Here is a 15,695-nt window from a genome sequence, read left to right as displayed (position 1 = left end):
TCTGACCGGGCAAGCCTGTCGCCCGGCGATAAAATCACGACCGTTTAGCAGTCGGTCAGCAGCTCATCGCCACCGCCACCGGTGGAGAGCTTGCGGCGTGGCTGCGTGGTGCTTTCGGTGTTATCCAGCGACGTTTTTAACTGGCTGAATGCCTGGCTGGTCTGGTCAGCCTTCGTGGTGACGTCCTTTTTCAGGGTCGCAAAGGCATTTTCCAGCGTGGCAAGACGCTGTTCAGTGGCAGTGAGGTTTTCCTGCACATGTTCACTGACGGTCGTCACGGCTTCATGCACATCCTGAAAACGGGCGTCATCGCTGGCCTGTTTGCGGCTGAAGATCGCTTTCACTTTGTCGCTCAGGGCTGTAAAGACATTTTCCGCCTGGTCTTCAAACTCCAGCTCGGCGAGAGTGGCGACGGAAATCAGGTTGCCCGGCTCGGCTTTGAAGCGGTTGAGGGGGTTAAATTTGGCACCCCGGCAAAATTCGAGGTATTCGGTGCCTAGGCTGGCCGGGTCATCGGTCACGGCGAGGCCGACCAGGTAGCATTTACCGCTATTGGCGAAATTCGGCTGAATTTCCATTGAGGTGTAGACCTTCTGCAATTTTTTATTCATTGCGATCAGGTCATCGGTCGGGGTGATTTTGGCGAACAGCGCCAGCTTGCCTTTCAGTACCGAATCATCGTCAATCTTTTCAGACTTCAGCTCAACCACATCGCCGTAACGACTGAACGGGCCATCCGGCAGGATGCCTTTCAGGTGTTCGAGGTTAATGCGGCAACCATAGACGCGGGGGTCAAAGGTCTCTGCCATTTCCTGAATATCCGTCGCGCTGATAACGCGGCCGTCACAGGTATCGCCTTCGACGCCGATGCGAAACCATTTTGAAACTTTTTTTGCCATTGTCAGGAGTCCTGATATCGGGTTAACGGGTCGGAGTTAGTTTCCCGACGTCGCCGCCCACCCGCCATCTGTCCCGGATGGCTTATCCCTCACACAACAGCACCTTAGCGATTCGCATCACCCGTTTCTTTAGCCTTGCCCTGTATCAATCACGGCGAGGCATCCATGACCATCACCACCGACACCACTTTATTAAACGACCCGCGACGCCAGGCGGCTTTACTGTACTGGCAGGGGTTTTCCGTGCCGCAGATTGCCGAAATGTTGCAGACCAAACGCCCGACGGTGCAGAGCTGGAAACAGCGCGACCAGTGGGAGGAAACCGCACCGCTGAACCGGGTCGAAAGCACCTTAGAGGCCCGGCTGATTCAGCTCTACGCAAAGCCCAACCTGACGCCCCACGATTTCAAGGTGGCTGATTTTCTGGCCCGACAGATGGAGCGCTTTGCGCGCATTAATCGCTATGGCCAGACCGGAAATGAGGTTGACCTTAATCCCAATGTGGCCAACCGCAACAAAGGCGACCGCAAAAAGCCGACAAAGAACTTTTTCAGCGACGAGGCTATCGAGAAACTGGAGGAGATTTTTTTCGCGGAGTCTTTCGAGTATCAGCTCCGCTGGCACCGCGCCGGGCTTGAGCACCGTATTCGCGACATTCTGAAATCGCGCCAGATTGGGGCGACGTTCTACTTTTCCCGCGAGGCGCTGCTGCATGCGCTGAAAACCGGCCATAACCAGATTTTCCTGTCAGCGAGTAAGACGCAGGCGTATGTATTCCGCGAGTACATCATTCAGTTTGCCCGCCGGGTCGATGTCGACCTGACCGGCGACCCGATTGTCATCGGCAATAACGGCGCAAAGCTGATTTTTCTCGGCACCAACTCAAACACCGCGCAGAGCCACAACGGCGACCTTTATGTCGACGAAATTTTCTGGATCCCCAACTTCCAGAAACTGCGTAAAGTGTCGTCGGGCATGGCCTCACAAAGCCACCTGCGCAGCACCTACTTTTCGACACCTTCCACCCTGGCACACGGCGCTTACCCGTTCTGGTCGGGGGAATTATTCAACCGGGGCCGCGCCAGCGCCAGCGAGCGGGTTGACATCGATATCAGTCATGACGCGCTCGCCGCTGGCGTGGCGTGTCCTGACGGTCAGTGGCGGCAGATTGTCACCATTGAGGATGCGCTCGCCGGGGGCTGTACGCTGTTCAATCTGGAGCAACTCAAGCGCGAAAACAGCGTCGACGACTTCCGCAATCTGTTTATGTGCGAGTTCGTTGACGACAAGGCGTCGGTGTTCCCGTTCGAGGATTTGCAGCGCTGCATGGTCGACAGTCTGGAAGAGTGGGAAGACTTTGCCCCGTTCGCCGACAACCCGTTCGGCTCCCGCCCGGTCTGGGTGGGATACGACCCGTCGCACAGCGGCGACAGCGCCGGGTGTGTGGTGCTCGCACCGCCGGTTGTCGCCGGGGGCAAGTTTCGCATCCTGGAGCGCCATCAGTGGAAAGGCATGGACTTCGCGACTCAGGCCGAATCCATCCGCCAGCTCACCGAAAAATACAACGTCGAGTACATCGGTATCGATGCGACCGGCCTCGGTATTGGCGTCTTCCAGCTGGTTCGCTCGTTTTATCCCGCCGCCCGCGATATCCGCTACACGCCGGAAATGAAAACCGCAATGGTGCTGAAAGCAAAAGACGTTATCCGCCGTGGCTGTCTCGAATATGACGTCAGCGCCACCGACATCACCACCTCGTTTATGGCAATCCGTAAGACCATGACCAGCAGCGGGCGCAGCGCCACCTATGAGGCCAGCCGCACCGAGGAAGCCAGTCACGCGGACGTCGCCTGGGCGACCATGCACGCGCTGTTAAACGAACCGCTTACCGCTGGCAGCGGCCAGGTAACATCATCCATTCTGGAGTTCAACTGATGAGTAAATACAAAGGCCGCAAGCCACAGCCACAAAAGCGCCCGCGCAACATGAAAGACAGCGCGCCCCAAAAAATGGAGGCGTTTACCTTTGGTGAACCGAGCGCCGTGCTCGACCGCCGCGATATTCTGGATTACGTGGAATGCGTCAATAATGGCCGCTGGTTCGAACCGCCGGTCAGCTTTAACGGGCTGGCGAAAAGCCTGCGCGCCGCCGTTCATCACAGCTCGCCGATTTACGTTAAGCGCAACATTCTGGCCTCAACGTTTATTCCGCACCCGCTACTGTCACAACAGGACTTCAGCCGCTTCGCGCTTGATTTTCTGGTGTTTGGCAACGCGTTTTTAGAGCTCCGAAAGAGTGTCACCGGTCGCCCGCTGAAGCTGGAAGCGTCACCGGCTAAATACACGCGGCGTGGTATTGAAGATGATGTCTACTGGTGGGTGCCGTCATTTGACCAGCCGCACCCGTTCGCGCCGGGATCCGTATTCCACCTGCTGGAGCCAGACATCAACCAGGAGTTGTACGGCATGCCGGAATATCTCAGCGCGCTAAACTCCGCCTGGCTGAATGAAGCGGCGACGCTGTTCCGTCGCAAGTATTACCAGAACGGAGCGCATGCGGGTTACATCATGTATGTGACGGACGCCGCGCAAAGCGGTACCGATGTTGAGGCGTTGCGCGATGCGATGCGCAGTTCGAAGGGGCTCGGCAACTTCAAAAATCTGTTTTTCTACGCACCGCACGGAAAACCAGACGGCATTAAAATTGTGCCGCTCAGTGAGGTGGCAACGAAAGACGATTTCTTCAATATCAAAAAAGTCAGCGCCGCTGACCTGCTCGACGCTCACCGCATCCCGTTCCAGCTGATGGGCGGCAAGCCGGAAAACGTCGGCTCGCTCGGTGACATCGAAAAGGTGGCAAAAGTGTTTGTTCGTAACGAGCTCATCCCGTTACAGGACAGAATGCGAGAGGTCAACGAGTGGGTCGGTCAGGAGGTGATCCGGTTCAAAAGTTACACCCTCGACACCGAAAGTGACTGATTTCCGCCGCCTCCGGGCGGCTTTTTCTTACCCCCACGCCTGACCGCCTCAAAAGCCCGCCACGCCCTCAAACGCCTCCGCATCGCCCACCGACACCCTCGCGAATCCGCGCGGCGCAGCGACGCGCTCAGGTTGCGAAAATAAATGCGCAAAAGTACGCTGGCGCGCAGTGCTTTCCCCGCCTCGCCTGCCCGCTTCGTGGGTCGGAATTAATGCAGATGCAACAGGTCATCGGATCCGCGCCAGTTCTGTATTAGGACAGATGATTGTGTGTATTACGGCGCATGCAAAAAAATGCAACAACTGCATGCGCCAACAATGTAAATGAAGTACGACGTTTAGCAACTTGATTGAAAAACTTATTTACCCCTCTAAAATTGTTTCTTCAATGCTTCATGCATTTCTTTTATTTGTGCTTTAGTTGGTAAATCCTGCTCCACTATCTCTTGATACATTTCCTTAGTGACACTATCGAGTCTGGATACATCTATCTGTTTTTTCTTAAACTTATCAAGCCTCCACATAACAATTTTACGACAAACAACACCGTATAGGAATGAGATTACCAGAGGAACAGTAAGTGAAATGAAAACAACGGCTTGATAATAGATCGCCGGCGATAGAAAACTACTAAGAAAATCTTTGTACTTATAGCCAATAAAAAAAGAAATCACCATATTCACAAGCAGTGTAAGCAAAAAAACTGTCAGCGTCGCATTTTTCATTCGTGTAACCCTATGCATTCTTCTAAAAATTTTTCAGGCGAATTTTTATAGGCCTCAATCTGATTGTGTAACTCTCGTGAGGTGACAGCCCCGGTTAAAACCATTGAAATGAATGATAGCTTAATATCATGCGAACTATTAGATGACATGAATGCGTTATGTCTAACATCGATTGTAAATAAATCCAAGTCTTCTCGATAAATTACAATGGAACTAAAATCAGATTTCATATTTACATAGTTTGCTATCTTGTACTTCACCAAAGGCTCAACATCAATAAGGATTTTCTTAGCCATAACCAACAATGAAATCGCATAATCATAAGACACCGTTGAATTAACATCATCATCATCTTTTATTTCAGACGGCAATTTTCCATCATTGAATAAAACAAATAACACTTGTCCTTTCCACTTAACCATAGTGAGTCCATCATCATCATTTTTTTTACTTTTGCTTTTGATGATTTCAAAATCCTCAACTGATGACATAACTGATAAGAACTGCTCTTTTGAAACCTTCATCTAATCCTCTCCAAATCTTGATATAAACTCACATGCGTACCATAGGATGAGCTTAGCAAGTTTGCGGTTATCATAACACTCTTCATTAGAGAAAATTCTAACGCCTCGCTTAGCTCGTTGTTCAACGCCGCCAGACCAGAAAGGCACTTTCAGGGCTGGCGGCGTTATGATTAATTATCGATTACTGATTCAATTTCACCTGTTCTGACATCTACACGAGCGGCGATAGTCTCTTTTACAATTGCACCGTATGAGTTTGTACCACGAAACGTCGTTTTTACAACTGCATGCGGGTCTTTATTTAAAATCAAATGATAGACCGTTGAAACATGTTTATAAGATGAATCATTATTCATGTTCGATTTTATTAGTTTTTCTAACGGGCGATAAGAGCCATCCCAACCGCTGAAATTACTTTGAAATGCGTCAAGGTTGATTTTATTATTCAGAGATTGCGGCTCTTTCTCAAAGTCATTGAAACACCACCCCAACACATCACCAAGCTTTAATACATCATCTTTAGTAAAAGTGTACTCACTCATACAAGCATAAAAAACATCAGTAGAGCTGGCCGGTACACTTTTGAAATCAACATAGTTTTTAACGATATCGTGTCGGGTTTCTTTTGGCTCATTGCGATATTCTTTGAGGGTTTTATCTGCATACTCAAACGTTGGCGTAGCCGGTTCCGCTTTAACCTCCAGTGCATCAGTTTTTGCAACAGGCTGACTCTTTTCAGGCGGCCATAAAATTGAGCCAATAACGCCCAACGCGAGACAGCCACCAAGGTAAACCGCACTGGAGCGCTTACGGTTCGGCATCCGAACCAGAGACGGCTTGAGTAAACCCACGATAAAAGCAATAAAGAGTGCCAAAGATAAAAATGCTATTACGGTATCCATGATTTTCCTTTATGTGTAATCCCCATACAAAACAACCCCATGCTATCAAACACGGGGTCGATGGTTATACATTTTTCAGGAACTAACGCCAGCTCTCATCTTCCCATACTTCCTGAAGAATACCGTCCAACGCTTCTCGGTCTGACGCCTGGTCGAACCCAACCAGTTCGACTCCTGTCATTGACCCTTTTTTTACCGTTACTCTCGTTGATGGGAAAATTGATTGTACGCGTCGGGTCAACTCGCACTGAAAAGCATCGACAACTTGCTGCCCGATTTTTTGGTCTTTATCCAACGTGATGTTAACCCTCACTTCGCCCCCTTTTTTTAATCTTTGTTCAACAGGAGCGGGAGCGAAAACAACTGAAAAAGAGTTATTTTTCATCAAGTTCCCTCTCGCAATTTCCGCAATTAAATTCAAAGCAATTTCACGATCTCTTTCCTGACAAACACCCTCTGTCGTCAGACGCGCAATCATTTCGACCCGTTCAATCATGACTTGCTCGTTTAACTCTCTATCCACACAACCTCCAATACGGGATACTGTATAAATACACAGTATCACGTATCGATAAAAAGATGAAAGAAAAAGTTACGCTACAAAAGGACGTATGTGCATGATATGGCTATGAATTAGTCACAGCCTCAACTTAGTAACTGACGCTAACCCCGCGACTCGATTTAGGATTTGTCTGGCCTGCGCCCGGTGTGACGGTGCTGCCGGGAAAATCTCACCGGTTGATGAACCACGGCACCATTTGCCGTTTATGCAACTTTTGCCACCAGCCATCAGGTGCAGAGCCTCACCCCGGCTGATAGTTTCGCCGGTCGTGAGCTGAATCTCGTCTATTGTTCTGTCAATGGCTGCACTTTGTTTATCCGTTCCGTGGATAAAATCACGCCTGGTGACCCGTTTTTTGTCCCTGAGTCTGGTTGTTAGCTTCCGCCTTTCACTTCGACTCAACGGTTTGGATAAATCCAGCTCCGGCAGATCGCTTTCGCTTCCCGTACAGTTATTGACAGAACTCCGAGAGGGCGCAGGAGCGCCCTTAACGTCAACGGCCAAATCAACGGCACGCTTCGGTACAATTTTCCACTGCGTTAGCCGGGTTAAAATCGGGGTACCAGCACCGACAGCAGAATCGTACACGCCACGGATGCAGACGGTTTCCTCACCATACTGGTTAAACTCGGCGCGCGGTTCATAAAGCGTGCGCACCTGCAAATCATCGCGACGGACAAACGGGCCACCCTGCGCATTAACGTAACCAGCCCAGTCACCGGCGTCAGCGGCATCATGGACGGCGGCAAATTCAACGCTCAGAGCGTGCGCGGTCTCGGTATCGGCGAGACGACGCAATTCACGGTAGACCGTCACCGGCGCACCGCCGATAAACTGGAATTGACGGATGTGCCAGCGCGCCGCCCATGCTGATACAGCGGGGGCTGTCTCTTTCAGCAGCTCACCGCTTTCGCCATCGGTTTCACCATCAAGAGCATAGCCGTCGATATTTTTCGAAATGTATTTAGCAACATAGCCGGTAGCGCTGCCTTTTTCCGGGTCAATGGCCTCGGCATGAAAGCGCGCTTTTTTGGCTTTATCGCTTCTCAGTTCGTGGCGGTCTTCCTCCCACACATAATCACGGATGATGAGGCGCACGCGCTCGACGTCTTCCGGCAACATGAACATAAGCATGTGCCAGTGTGGCGTTCCGTCGTGATGAGGTTCGGCAACACGGATGCCGAAAATGCGGATTTCTTCCCGATGTAGTTTGGCACGAATACGCGCCCAAAGGCCGGTGAGATAACTTTGCGTGTCCGACGGGCTGGCTCCTTTCCATTTGGTGTTACGGTAACCCGCCTTAGTTGTGGCGTGATATTTTGACGGCGCGGTCAGGGTATAAAACTCACCGACATAACCGAGCTCATTGCAGATATTTTCAAACCCACGGATGCGGGTCATCAGCTCGCAGCGACGTATCGCAGGGTTAGCGACCGATCCATCGTATTTTTCAATCAGGCTGATGCGGTTGCCGTCTTCGTCTTCGAGATCCAGCCCCTTGAGAAATTCACGCGTGCGGCGCTTCTGCTCGCGCCAGTCGGTCACGCAGTTTTTACTCGCGTAAGCATGCTTTTTCTTGCTGACGTTGCCAACGGCAATGTGCAGGTGTTCGCGCCATGCAGCCGCAATGCGTCGTAATCGGCCACGCCACCAAACCTCATTAAACATGCGAGTGATAGCAGGGGCTATTTCATCCTCACCAACATATTTCTTTGTCACCCTCTCCCAATGCGGCGGGGTAACGTTGAATTGCAGGGAAATGAAACCGGCTCGCATGTACCAGGTGTACAGCGTTTTAAGCTCGCTAAATCCGGTGTCATCAATGTCAGCCAGTTCAGCGCGAATGAAATTAGCGATATCAGAGGCCAGCAGGTCAATATCGGCGCGCGACATATCCGGGAGGCGGTTATATCTGGCAACCATATTAACCATGCGTGACGCAAGATATTGCATAAGCTGGGTATCAAAAAGACCGCCAAAAACAGCGGCTGATACGTTGCTGTTGATACCTACACACTCATATTTTTTTGCGACCAGTTCAAGACGCGGCAATGCCTTTTTGCAGAAGCTGATTAAAAAGGCATTGGCTCGTTGACTGCCCTGATTTTGCTCCAGCACCGTAGCGGTTCGATAAACATCAAAACGCACACACTCAGGCTGGAGAGAAAGCACTTTTCTCGCATGCAGCAAAGCCGCGAACATACGGTCGCGGCGATGCTGTTGGTCATAGGTAAGATATGGGCTGGCTATTGCCGACCGTGGAGCATTCCACGGGTAAGCGAATTGAACCGCCAAGTCATACCCCCCGATAATGTTTAGATTTCAATTCGGTGACCTCCTGACAGGTCACGCAAAAGGCCCCCCCCGGAATCGCAATGCGGCGAGCTTCCGGGATTGGTGCGTCACATTCTTCGCAGAGAAAACGGGAAGGTGCAGCGATACGGCTACGCGCGTTGCTGATGTGGCGTTCGCGGTCTTCCTGCTCGCGCAGTTGTGCTAAATCCATTGCGTCGGCCATTAGTGCAGCTCCTGTGATTCATTCTCAAAGCGAGTGGCTTCACGGCGCAGCAGTTCGGCGGCTTCGGTACCGCTCATCCCCTCTTTGGTGATATGTATCGCCAGTGCCTCAAGACGGATTGAAACAGCGAGCGCGCGGTCTTTACGTTCTTCTTTTTTGGCATCGGTCAGCAATACGGCCAGCGCATCGCTATCTGTATTAAAACTACGGGTTATGGTATTACGCATAATTTATTCTCCTGATTTCGGGCAATAAGAAGCCCGGCGGGTTTACGCCATTAAATTTCTGTTTGGATTAATTCGGCATGGTTAGCCGTTTGGGAAATAAACTCACAACTGCACGAAAATGATTCATCGCTGTAATAAGCGCCTTTTTCTCGTCAGTAGTCAGCTCACTTAATTCGAGCTCATGACGAGCCGCCGGGATTTTTGCCAGAAAGAAAATAGCGGCCAGCGCCCGATTATTTTCTTCAAATTGTGGGTCACGTTTATCGCGCATATCATCGACAAAACGTTCAACCTCTTTCCAGCTATCGCCCCAATATCTCGCGCGCAATTCAGCCACATGATTGAGACCGGCCAGACGTTCACCCGCTTTTAGCGGAACAGTCGCAGAAACAGCTTCGATAGCCATGATTCCCCCTGCTTTTGAGTGGAGAGACCAGCCAGTAAATCAGCCTGTGAGCTGCTCGGGTGCCAGCGCTTGCCATCCTTACCTGCGATCCAGCCGTGGCCATAGTGCATGCCGGGACTTTGCTTTTTAAGCAAAGACGCGAATGACGGTTCAGTATTCAACATAAGCACCTCACATCAGACCGAATGAGGCACCGAGACCGCTCATGGTGTCTACAACGCTTGTCATTGCCGGGTTAGCCTGAAGCCGCGCATGCAGCGCCAGAGCCGACAATGACAACATGCGAATTCCAGCATTTACGCTTTCAATCATGTTGTGCTTACGTGCAGAGGTCAGGCGCTCATCAGAGACCGCACCGCTTGCCAGCTCGCCGAGTTCACTCATTGCTCGCATGACATAAGACTGCAATTTGTCTTTAGCCAGCTCATTTACCGGCACGCACGGTAGACAATGAATCTGCGCCAGAAAACCATCAACGAGGGTTGAGTCTTCGGTCAGGTCAGTCAGCAGCCACAATTCAGGCGGCGTGAACTGGTGAGGCTGTTCCGGGTTGAGCTTGTTACGTAACGTCTGAACGTTCATACCAGCGCGCTCGGCCAGCTTCGCCATGTTGTGACGCTGCGCAAAAGCCCTGCACGCTTCGTCATAATGGGGATGTTTGGAAACCTGAAAATCAAACATGTCTCATCCTTACAATTCACATAAAGTGAATTAAGCGCCGATGACGAGTTGAAAACGGGAATGGCCCAACGCCTTACGCAACTGATCTTCTTTCCAGCGTGCGTAATAAATACGAATCGGACCACCTGCTTTCTTGCAGCCTTTACGGATGGTGCGTGGTTCGATTGGTACACAAGGGTTGTCGCCGGTTGTCCAGCGGTAGGCGGTGCGTTCAGAAACACCCTCAAGCTCTGCGAATTGTTGCAGAGTAACGATTGGTGCAGGAACTTTGATGATTGCGATTTCAGAAGCCATGTTGCATGATTCCCCTTTTACTAAAGATTGCAATTAATAGCCATCTGTTTGCCAACGTTCGCCATTAATTGCCTAGGTTTAGGCTTAACATAGCTCCCAAAATGGAGTTTGTAAATAGGTTAAAGCTACATGAGAATTGAAGGTCTTGGTTTTAACAATGAAGAAGTGCTGGATAGGATTTGCGAGGCTTACGGATTTTCTCAGAAAATTCAATTAGCTAGACACTTTGAAATTGCATCAAGCTCTCTTGCTAACAGGTACAGTCGCGATTCCATTTCTTATGACTTTATTGTGCATTGCGCCCTAGAAACTGGCGTAAATCTCGCTTGGCTGCTCACCGGCAAAGGGTCACCTACAACCGGAAACATGAATACCGATACCCAAAATGTGGAGAAATTCACATTAAGTGAAGAGACTCTGGTTAGTGATGGCGATTTGAGTATTGCTGGCAAGTTCTTTAGCAAGCCGCTTACGAATCCAATTGCCGTCTACGCTGACGGAAAACTCCATTTCATCGAGCGAGACGCATCCCTATCAGACGGAGAATGGCTCGTCGATATTGAAGGTGCTATTAGCATTCGAGAATTAACAAAATTGCCAGGCAGAAGACTACATGTAGCAGGGGGCAAGGTTCCCTTCGAATGTGGATTTGATGACATTAAAGCATTAGGTCGCGTGATGGGTGTATACAGCGAGGTTAACTAATGACTGTGCGTAAAAATCCAGCTGGCGGTTGGATTTGTGAGCTCTACCCAAACGGTGCAAAAGGCAAACGCATCAGAAAGAAATTCGCTACCAAGGGCGAGGCTCTGGCGTTTGAACAGTACACCGTTCAAAACCCGTGGCAGGAAGAAAAGGAAGACAGGCGCACGTTAAAAGAGCTGGTTGACTCATGGTATAGCGCTCATGGCATTACACTGAAAGATGGCTTGAAACGTCAGTTAGCCATGCACCATGCTTTTGAGTGTATGGGCGAGCCACTCGCACGCGATTTCGATGCACAGATGTTTTCCCGCTACCGAGAAAAACGGTTGAAAGGTGAGCATGCCCGTTCAAACAGAGTGAAAGAGGTATCGCCTCGCACGCTTAATCTTGAGCTGGCCTACTTCCGGGCAGTGTTCAATGAGCTAAACCGCCTCGGAGAATGGAAAGGTGAAAACCCACTGAAAAATATGCGCCCATTCCGCATTGAAGAAATGGAAATGGCCTGGCTAACTCACGACCAAATTTCGCAACTACTTGGAGAGTGTAAACGGCACGACCACCCTGATTTAGAAACAGTGGTAAGAATTTGTCTCGCCACTGGCGCACGGTGGTCAGAGGCCGAGAGTCTGAGAAAAAGCCAACTCGCGAAATACAAAATCACATACACCAACACGAAAGGCAGAAAAAACCGCACCGTCCCAATCAGCAAAGAACTCTATGAGTCTCTGCCTGATGATAAAAAAGGCCGGTTGTTTAGTGATTGTTATGGCGCATTCCGCTCAGCTCTGGAAAGAACAGGCATCGAACTACCGGCAGGGCAGCTTACCCACGTTTTGCGCCACACCTTCGCCAGTCACTTTATGATGAATGGTGGTAATATTTTAGTTTTACAACGCGTTTTGGGGCATACCGATATCAAAATGACAATGCGGTATGCACATTTTGCTCCAGACCACCTAGAAGACGCTGTTAAGCTTAATCCATTAAATACATTTAGTTAGGCTTATTTATTATTCATTTCTCGTAGATCTTGCTCCCAATGGGTATCGTTGGACTCAACAATACCCTCTCTTTCCAAAAGCATCATTCTCTTCAAAAGATACTTTTTGCTAACACCTCTTGTATAATACCTAACAGTTTCGGCAAAATCCCAATTGTTATCTGAAAATAGCCTTGGTTGGAAAGAGTGGCAATATATAATCTCAATATCCTTACCCTCGCAATCAAAATTAGCTAACATATTAGTAATTTTTTTATCACGAAGCACCTCGACATGAGGGCCATGTAATGTTTCATATCCAATATGGATAACTGTTTTACCATCACTTGGGGCTTGCTTTACAGCTTTCACAAGTAACCCCTTAACATCTTTAGCTTTTTTGGAAATCGACTCATCTGCTATACATTCCCATTTAGCACAGAAAGGTCTCCTTATCTCATCGGCAAAAACATTAATTGTACTATATTCATCTTCGCTATAAGTGCAAAGTTTAGCCTGTAATGCCATCGTATAACTACCATGGGGTTCATAGTTATCATCTAAAAGATAGTTAAGTTGTGGCGAAGGATACTTTACTATCCATTTGGCAAAGTGTTCATTTACTCGGTCCATATCAATTAAATTTGCAACTACTGATATTTCATCATTTTCACAACATACAACACCGCATTGCATCAAATCTCTTGAGGCGTATAAATGCCTAACAACATTCAAAAAAATATCAGGGTTGGTGCTATTGACCTCACATTTGAACTTTACATTAAAAAAAACAGGATATGGGTAAGAAATTATGTAAGGTAGAGCTTTCTGCCATCTTTTAACCCATTCCATACGTTCATTTTCTGAATATTGAGTTACCTTTGCAAGCCTTTTACATTCTACATATAGTTTATCATTTCCTTTCTTCACCAGAAGGTCTGGTGTTTTACCTGCACCTGACTCAGGTATAAACTCTACTTCCCAACCATTTTTTATATAACAGGCAGCAACTACTAATTCAAATAAGACAGAGTCTGGTTGATTCTCAGGTTTAATAAGTAAATCTTTAAGTTTATTTTCAATGCCTTTTGTACGCTTTAACTCTTCGCTAAATTCTCCGATGGTGGCAAAGAACGGCAAAATTCTAGAGGATTGTGCAGGTTCATCAACTGTTGGGCGATCGGCAAGTGATTCTGCAAGGTACAAATACCAAGCGATCCAATCATCATAAAAGGCCATACGCGAATCTTTTTCATGTAAAGAAACATCTGTTTGACTGCTATATAACCTTTCAGTGAGGGTACGAAAATACCGCAGAACATTATCTCTTCGCTCAAACCATTTTTCTTCCCCCATAACCTCAACAAACCATCGATATGTTTTCTTTACATCTTTCACGAGTGGATCGTCATATCTCGCATTAAAATGCTTCCAAAATTCAGCGTACTCATCTTCAGTAACATTTTTATCATGGCTATTTTCGTTCACTTTATGTCCTCGGGTGGAAAAAAAGATATGTCCAATTTACTATTTTTTAACCCATATGTATGTAACTGCATTCACAAACATAGCGCATTTTAGTGGCGATAAAGTGGCGGTAGAAATGGCTGATAATGGGTAATCATTGGCAAATGATGGCAATCTATGTCAATGATAAATAACGCAAACCATTGATTTTCGGTTGTTCAGGTAGGAACTCATAATCGCTTGGTCGTTGGTTCAAACCCAACAGGGGCCACCAGATATCAAGGGCTTACGTGAAAACGTAGGCCCTTTTCCTTTTCCAGACGCCCCTGAAAAGAGCAGAATCCGGTCAGCCACCGGCCAAACCTGGACCTACGCTTATGCCGGCAGGCGCCGAAGACGCCCGCCGGGTCTGCCGCAATGTATCAGCCCACCTCTCAGGAGGTCGGTAACGCCATCATGTGGTACTTATTGCCATTGAAGTGAAAGAAACCGACGTCCTCAAACTGGTTGCGGGTATGAAATGCATACGAGCGCGGGTTCAGCACATTGACAAAGGTAACGATGACGGGATAACGCGGTGCAAACACCTTGCGTTGATACTCAAGCAGCATCTCGCCTACGCCCTGGCCACGATACTCTTCTGCGACACAGATGGGGCCATACTGGTATGAGCTAACCGCATCCAGATTTTTTCCCTGGTAGTGATATTCATTGAGAATACTTGCCATGTATTTAAACATGGGCCAGGGGCTGAGAAATTCCCACGATCCACCAAGCAACAGGCCAATGACCTTGTCGCATGTACTATCAACCGCAATCACCACACCACTTTCGACTGAACGCAGTTCATTTAACTGCTGCTCCGTCATATCGGTGGTGACAAATCCATTCGCCCGTTGCTCTCCCGCAAGATTTTTTGCGTGATAGCGCTCCAGCAGTTGTTTCACCTCTGGAATGTCAGAGTCTTGCGCCAGCCGCACGACGATATTTTCATTGCCCATTGCCATTTCACACTCCTGTAAAATATTTTACTGAAAGCGTCACCATCATCGCACCCACGGTGACAAAGAGAACTTTGCGGATAATTTCACCATTGGTTTTAATGGCATGCAGACTGCCAATGTGATTACCAGCCAGGCTGGCAATAATCATCGGAATGCCGATTAAATAGGCCATCTTACCGGCAATCGCAAAGGCAACAAACGCCCCTATATTGGATGCAAAATTAAAGATTTTGCTGGTCGCGGATGCCTGCAGCAGTCCAAACTTATTAATAACCGTTAATGCAATGATGAAAAGGCTACCGGTCCCAGGGCCAAAAAAACCATCATAAAAACCCACGATAAAACACACTACAAAGATTGCCAGAAAGTTAGTCCTGGCAGAGTCGTCTGCGGACTCTTTAATTTTTCCCTTAATCGTTGCTGCGAGTAAACCAACGGGTAATAGCACCACAATGACGATCGATAAGGTCTCCACAGGCAAAAGTAATATCACCTTCGCGCCCACATAGGCTCCCGCCAGGGCAGAAATTAATCCCGCAGGGATAACGCGCCAGATAACAGACTTATTTTTAACAAAGTTCTTAATGGCAGCGATGGTGCCTATAGTACTGACCAGTTTTTCCTGTCCCAGCGCAAGCTGAGGTGGTAGCCCTGTCAGGATAAAGGCTGGAATTAACACGAGTCCAGCACCGCCCGCAATCGCATCAATATAGCCCGCGATAAATGAGGCAATAACCAGCAGGATCACCCCGAGAATAAGGTAATGAGCAATAACGCTTCCCTCAATGAACATTGAGTGATTAACTAAATCTGACATTTTTTGT

The 15,695-nt window shown here is 48.6% G+C and carries 19 protein-coding genes; 4 read left to right on the top strand and 15 right to left on the bottom strand.

Features of this window, described 5'->3' with window-relative positions:
- Positions 1–44: 44 nt before the first annotated feature.
- Complete coding sequence (locus tag LGM20_RS03340) at positions 45–899, bottom strand: GPO family capsid scaffolding protein (protein ID WP_032440341.1); 855 nt, start codon at positions 897–899, stop codon at positions 45–47.
- Between the two features lie 165 nt (positions 900–1,064).
- On the opposite strand from LGM20_RS03340, the gene LGM20_RS03335 reads away from it, so the two are divergent.
- Both LGM20_RS03335 and LGM20_RS03330 read left to right on the top strand, forming a co-directional pair.
- Positions 1,065–2,834: a terminase ATPase subunit family protein gene (locus LGM20_RS03335; protein WP_015959022.1), complete on the top strand. Its 1,770-nt coding sequence runs from the start codon at positions 1,065–1,067 to the stop codon at positions 2,832–2,834.
- Positions 2,834–3,877 (top strand): phage portal protein, encoded by a 1,044-nt coding sequence (locus LGM20_RS03330; protein WP_044524778.1) that lies wholly within the window; start codon positions 2,834–2,836, stop codon positions 3,875–3,877. The genes LGM20_RS03335 and LGM20_RS03330 overlap by 1 nt, the downstream gene beginning before the upstream one ends.
- Positions 3,878–4,248: 371 nt before the next feature.
- Here LGM20_RS03330 and LGM20_RS03325 read toward each other — a convergent pair whose 3' ends face one another.
- The 11 genes from LGM20_RS03325 to LGM20_RS03275 form a co-directional block, all read right to left on the bottom strand.
- Positions 4,249–4,602, bottom strand: coding sequence for a hypothetical protein (locus tag LGM20_RS03325; RefSeq protein WP_044524779.1), 354 nt, complete (start codon positions 4,600–4,602; stop codon positions 4,249–4,251).
- Positions 4,599–5,126 (bottom strand): hypothetical protein, encoded by a 528-nt coding sequence (locus LGM20_RS03320; RefSeq protein WP_044524781.1) that lies wholly within the window; start codon positions 5,124–5,126, stop codon positions 4,599–4,601. The genes LGM20_RS03325 and LGM20_RS03320 overlap by 4 nt, the downstream gene beginning before the upstream one ends.
- A gap of 170 nt (positions 5,127–5,296) precedes the next feature.
- Positions 5,297–6,028, bottom strand: a complete 732-nt coding sequence (locus LGM20_RS03315; RefSeq protein ID WP_044524783.1) for a hypothetical protein — start codon at positions 6,026–6,028, stop codon at positions 5,297–5,299.
- Positions 6,029–6,110: 82 nt separating this feature from the next.
- Positions 6,111–6,551: a DinI-like family protein gene (locus LGM20_RS03310; RefSeq protein ID WP_052542046.1), complete on the bottom strand. Its 441-nt coding sequence runs from the start codon at positions 6,549–6,551 to the stop codon at positions 6,111–6,113.
- Positions 6,552–6,665: 114 nt separating this feature from the next.
- Positions 6,666–8,738 carry a replication endonuclease gene (locus tag LGM20_RS03305; RefSeq protein ID WP_165818802.1) on the bottom strand — a complete coding sequence of 691 codons (2,073 nt, stop codon included), beginning with the start codon at positions 8,736–8,738 and terminating at the stop codon, positions 6,666–6,668.
- Between the two features lie 148 nt (positions 8,739–8,886).
- Positions 8,887–9,108 (bottom strand): TraR/DksA family transcriptional regulator, encoded by a 222-nt coding sequence (locus LGM20_RS03300; RefSeq protein ID WP_044524785.1) that lies wholly within the window; start codon positions 9,106–9,108, stop codon positions 8,887–8,889.
- A complete protein-coding gene (locus tag LGM20_RS03295) occupies positions 9,108–9,335 on the bottom strand; it encodes a DUF2732 domain-containing protein (protein WP_044524787.1) in 228 nt (75 codons plus the stop codon). The genes LGM20_RS03300 and LGM20_RS03295 overlap by 1 nt, the downstream gene beginning before the upstream one ends.
- Positions 9,336–9,402: 67 nt before the next feature.
- The gene (locus LGM20_RS03290) at positions 9,403–9,741 is read right to left on the bottom strand and encodes a DUF5347 domain-containing protein (RefSeq protein WP_000963463.1); all 339 of its coding nucleotides are present in this window, start codon (positions 9,739–9,741) and stop codon (positions 9,403–9,405) included.
- Positions 9,705–9,905, bottom strand: coding sequence for a phage filamentation protein Fil family protein (locus LGM20_RS03285; RefSeq protein WP_023343330.1), 201 nt, complete (start codon positions 9,903–9,905; stop codon positions 9,705–9,707). Before LGM20_RS03285 ends, LGM20_RS03290 begins: the two co-directional genes overlap by 37 nt.
- A gap of 7 nt (positions 9,906–9,912) precedes the next feature.
- Positions 9,913–10,422, bottom strand: a complete 510-nt coding sequence (locus LGM20_RS03280) for a phage regulatory CII family protein (RefSeq protein ID WP_039818858.1) — start codon at positions 10,420–10,422, stop codon at positions 9,913–9,915.
- A gap of 30 nt (positions 10,423–10,452) precedes the next feature.
- Positions 10,453–10,716, bottom strand: a complete 264-nt coding sequence (locus LGM20_RS03275; RefSeq protein WP_010835444.1) for a hypothetical protein — start codon at positions 10,714–10,716, stop codon at positions 10,453–10,455.
- 129 nt (positions 10,717–10,845) lie between these two features.
- On the opposite strand from LGM20_RS03275, the gene LGM20_RS03270 reads away from it, so the two are divergent.
- Positions 10,846–11,421 carry a phage repressor protein CI gene (locus LGM20_RS03270; protein ID WP_044524792.1) on the top strand — a complete coding sequence of 192 codons (576 nt, stop codon included), beginning with the start codon at positions 10,846–10,848 and terminating at the stop codon, positions 11,419–11,421.
- The gene (locus LGM20_RS03265; RefSeq protein WP_044524794.1) at positions 11,421–12,422 is read left to right on the top strand and encodes a phage integrase; all 1,002 of its coding nucleotides are present in this window, start codon (positions 11,421–11,423) and stop codon (positions 12,420–12,422) included. Before LGM20_RS03270 ends, LGM20_RS03265 begins: the two co-directional genes overlap by 1 nt.
- A 2-nt stretch (positions 12,423–12,424) precedes the next feature.
- Here the strand turns inward: LGM20_RS03265 and LGM20_RS03260 are convergent, their stop codons facing one another.
- The 3 genes from LGM20_RS03260 to LGM20_RS03250 form a co-directional block, all read right to left on the bottom strand.
- The gene (locus LGM20_RS03260; RefSeq protein ID WP_148673950.1) at positions 12,425–13,888 is read right to left on the bottom strand and encodes a PDDEXK family nuclease; all 1,464 of its coding nucleotides are present in this window, start codon (positions 13,886–13,888) and stop codon (positions 12,425–12,427) included.
- Between the two features lie 413 nt (positions 13,889–14,301).
- On the bottom strand, positions 14,302–14,874 hold the full coding sequence (locus tag LGM20_RS03255) for a GNAT family N-acetyltransferase (RefSeq protein WP_044524795.1): 573 nt from the start codon (positions 14,872–14,874) through the stop codon (positions 14,302–14,304).
- A gap of 1 nt (position 14,875) precedes the next feature.
- Positions 14,876–15,688, bottom strand: coding sequence for a sulfite exporter TauE/SafE family protein (locus tag LGM20_RS03250; protein ID WP_224222703.1), 813 nt, complete (start codon positions 15,686–15,688; stop codon positions 14,876–14,878).
- Positions 15,689–15,695: the final 7 nt, after the last annotated feature.

Source organism: Klebsiella quasipneumoniae subsp. quasipneumoniae (genome assembly GCF_020525925.1).
Lineage (GTDB): Bacteria > Pseudomonadota > Gammaproteobacteria > Enterobacterales > Enterobacteriaceae > Klebsiella > Klebsiella quasipneumoniae.
The sequence above is the reverse complement of the archived record's forward strand: the minus strand, read 5'-3'. Positions and strand labels throughout refer to the sequence as shown.

Bases quoted from the DNA above. Each gene is read 5' to 3' on its own strand.
- LGM20_RS03340 (WP_032440341.1), bottom strand. From the start codon at position 899: ATGGCAAAAAAAGTTTCAAAATGGTTTCGCATCGGCGTCGAAGGCGAT.
- LGM20_RS03325 (WP_044524779.1), bottom strand. From the start codon at position 4,602: ATGAAAAATGCGACGCTGACAGTTTTTTTGCTTACACTGCTTGTGAAT.
- LGM20_RS03280 (WP_039818858.1), bottom strand. From the start codon at position 10,422: ATGTTTGATTTTCAGGTTTCCAAACATCCCCATTATGACGAAGCGTGC.
- LGM20_RS03255 (WP_044524795.1), bottom strand. From the start codon at position 14,874: ATGGCAATGGGCAATGAAAATATCGTCGTGCGGCTGGCGCAAGACTCT.
- LGM20_RS03330 (WP_044524778.1), top strand. From the start codon at position 2,834: ATGAGTAAATACAAAGGCCGCAAGCCACAGCCACAAAAGCGCCCGCGC.
- LGM20_RS03275 (WP_010835444.1), bottom strand. From the start codon at position 10,716: ATGGCTTCTGAAATCGCAATCATCAAAGTTCCTGCACCAATCGTTACT.
- LGM20_RS03270 (WP_044524792.1), top strand. From the start codon at position 10,846: ATGAGAATTGAAGGTCTTGGTTTTAACAATGAAGAAGTGCTGGATAGG.
- LGM20_RS03250 (WP_224222703.1), bottom strand. From the start codon at position 15,688: ATGTCAGATTTAGTTAATCACTCAATGTTCATTGAGGGAAGCGTTATT.
- LGM20_RS03315 (WP_044524783.1), bottom strand. From the start codon at position 6,028: ATGGATACCGTAATAGCATTTTTATCTTTGGCACTCTTTATTGCTTTT.
- LGM20_RS03285 (WP_023343330.1), bottom strand. From the start codon at position 9,905: ATGTTGAATACTGAACCGTCATTCGCGTCTTTGCTTAAAAAGCAAAGT.
- LGM20_RS03320 (WP_044524781.1), bottom strand. From the start codon at position 5,126: ATGAAGGTTTCAAAAGAGCAGTTCTTATCAGTTATGTCATCAGTTGAG.
- LGM20_RS03295 (WP_044524787.1), bottom strand. From the start codon at position 9,335: ATGCGTAATACCATAACCCGTAGTTTTAATACAGATAGCGATGCGCTG.
- LGM20_RS03265 (WP_044524794.1), top strand. From the start codon at position 11,421: ATGACTGTGCGTAAAAATCCAGCTGGCGGTTGGATTTGTGAGCTCTAC.
- LGM20_RS03335 (WP_015959022.1), top strand. From the start codon at position 1,065: ATGACCATCACCACCGACACCACTTTATTAAACGACCCGCGACGCCAG.
- LGM20_RS03290 (WP_000963463.1), bottom strand. From the start codon at position 9,741: ATGGCTATCGAAGCTGTTTCTGCGACTGTTCCGCTAAAAGCGGGTGAA.
- LGM20_RS03300 (WP_044524785.1), bottom strand. From the start codon at position 9,108: ATGGCCGACGCAATGGATTTAGCACAACTGCGCGAGCAGGAAGACCGC.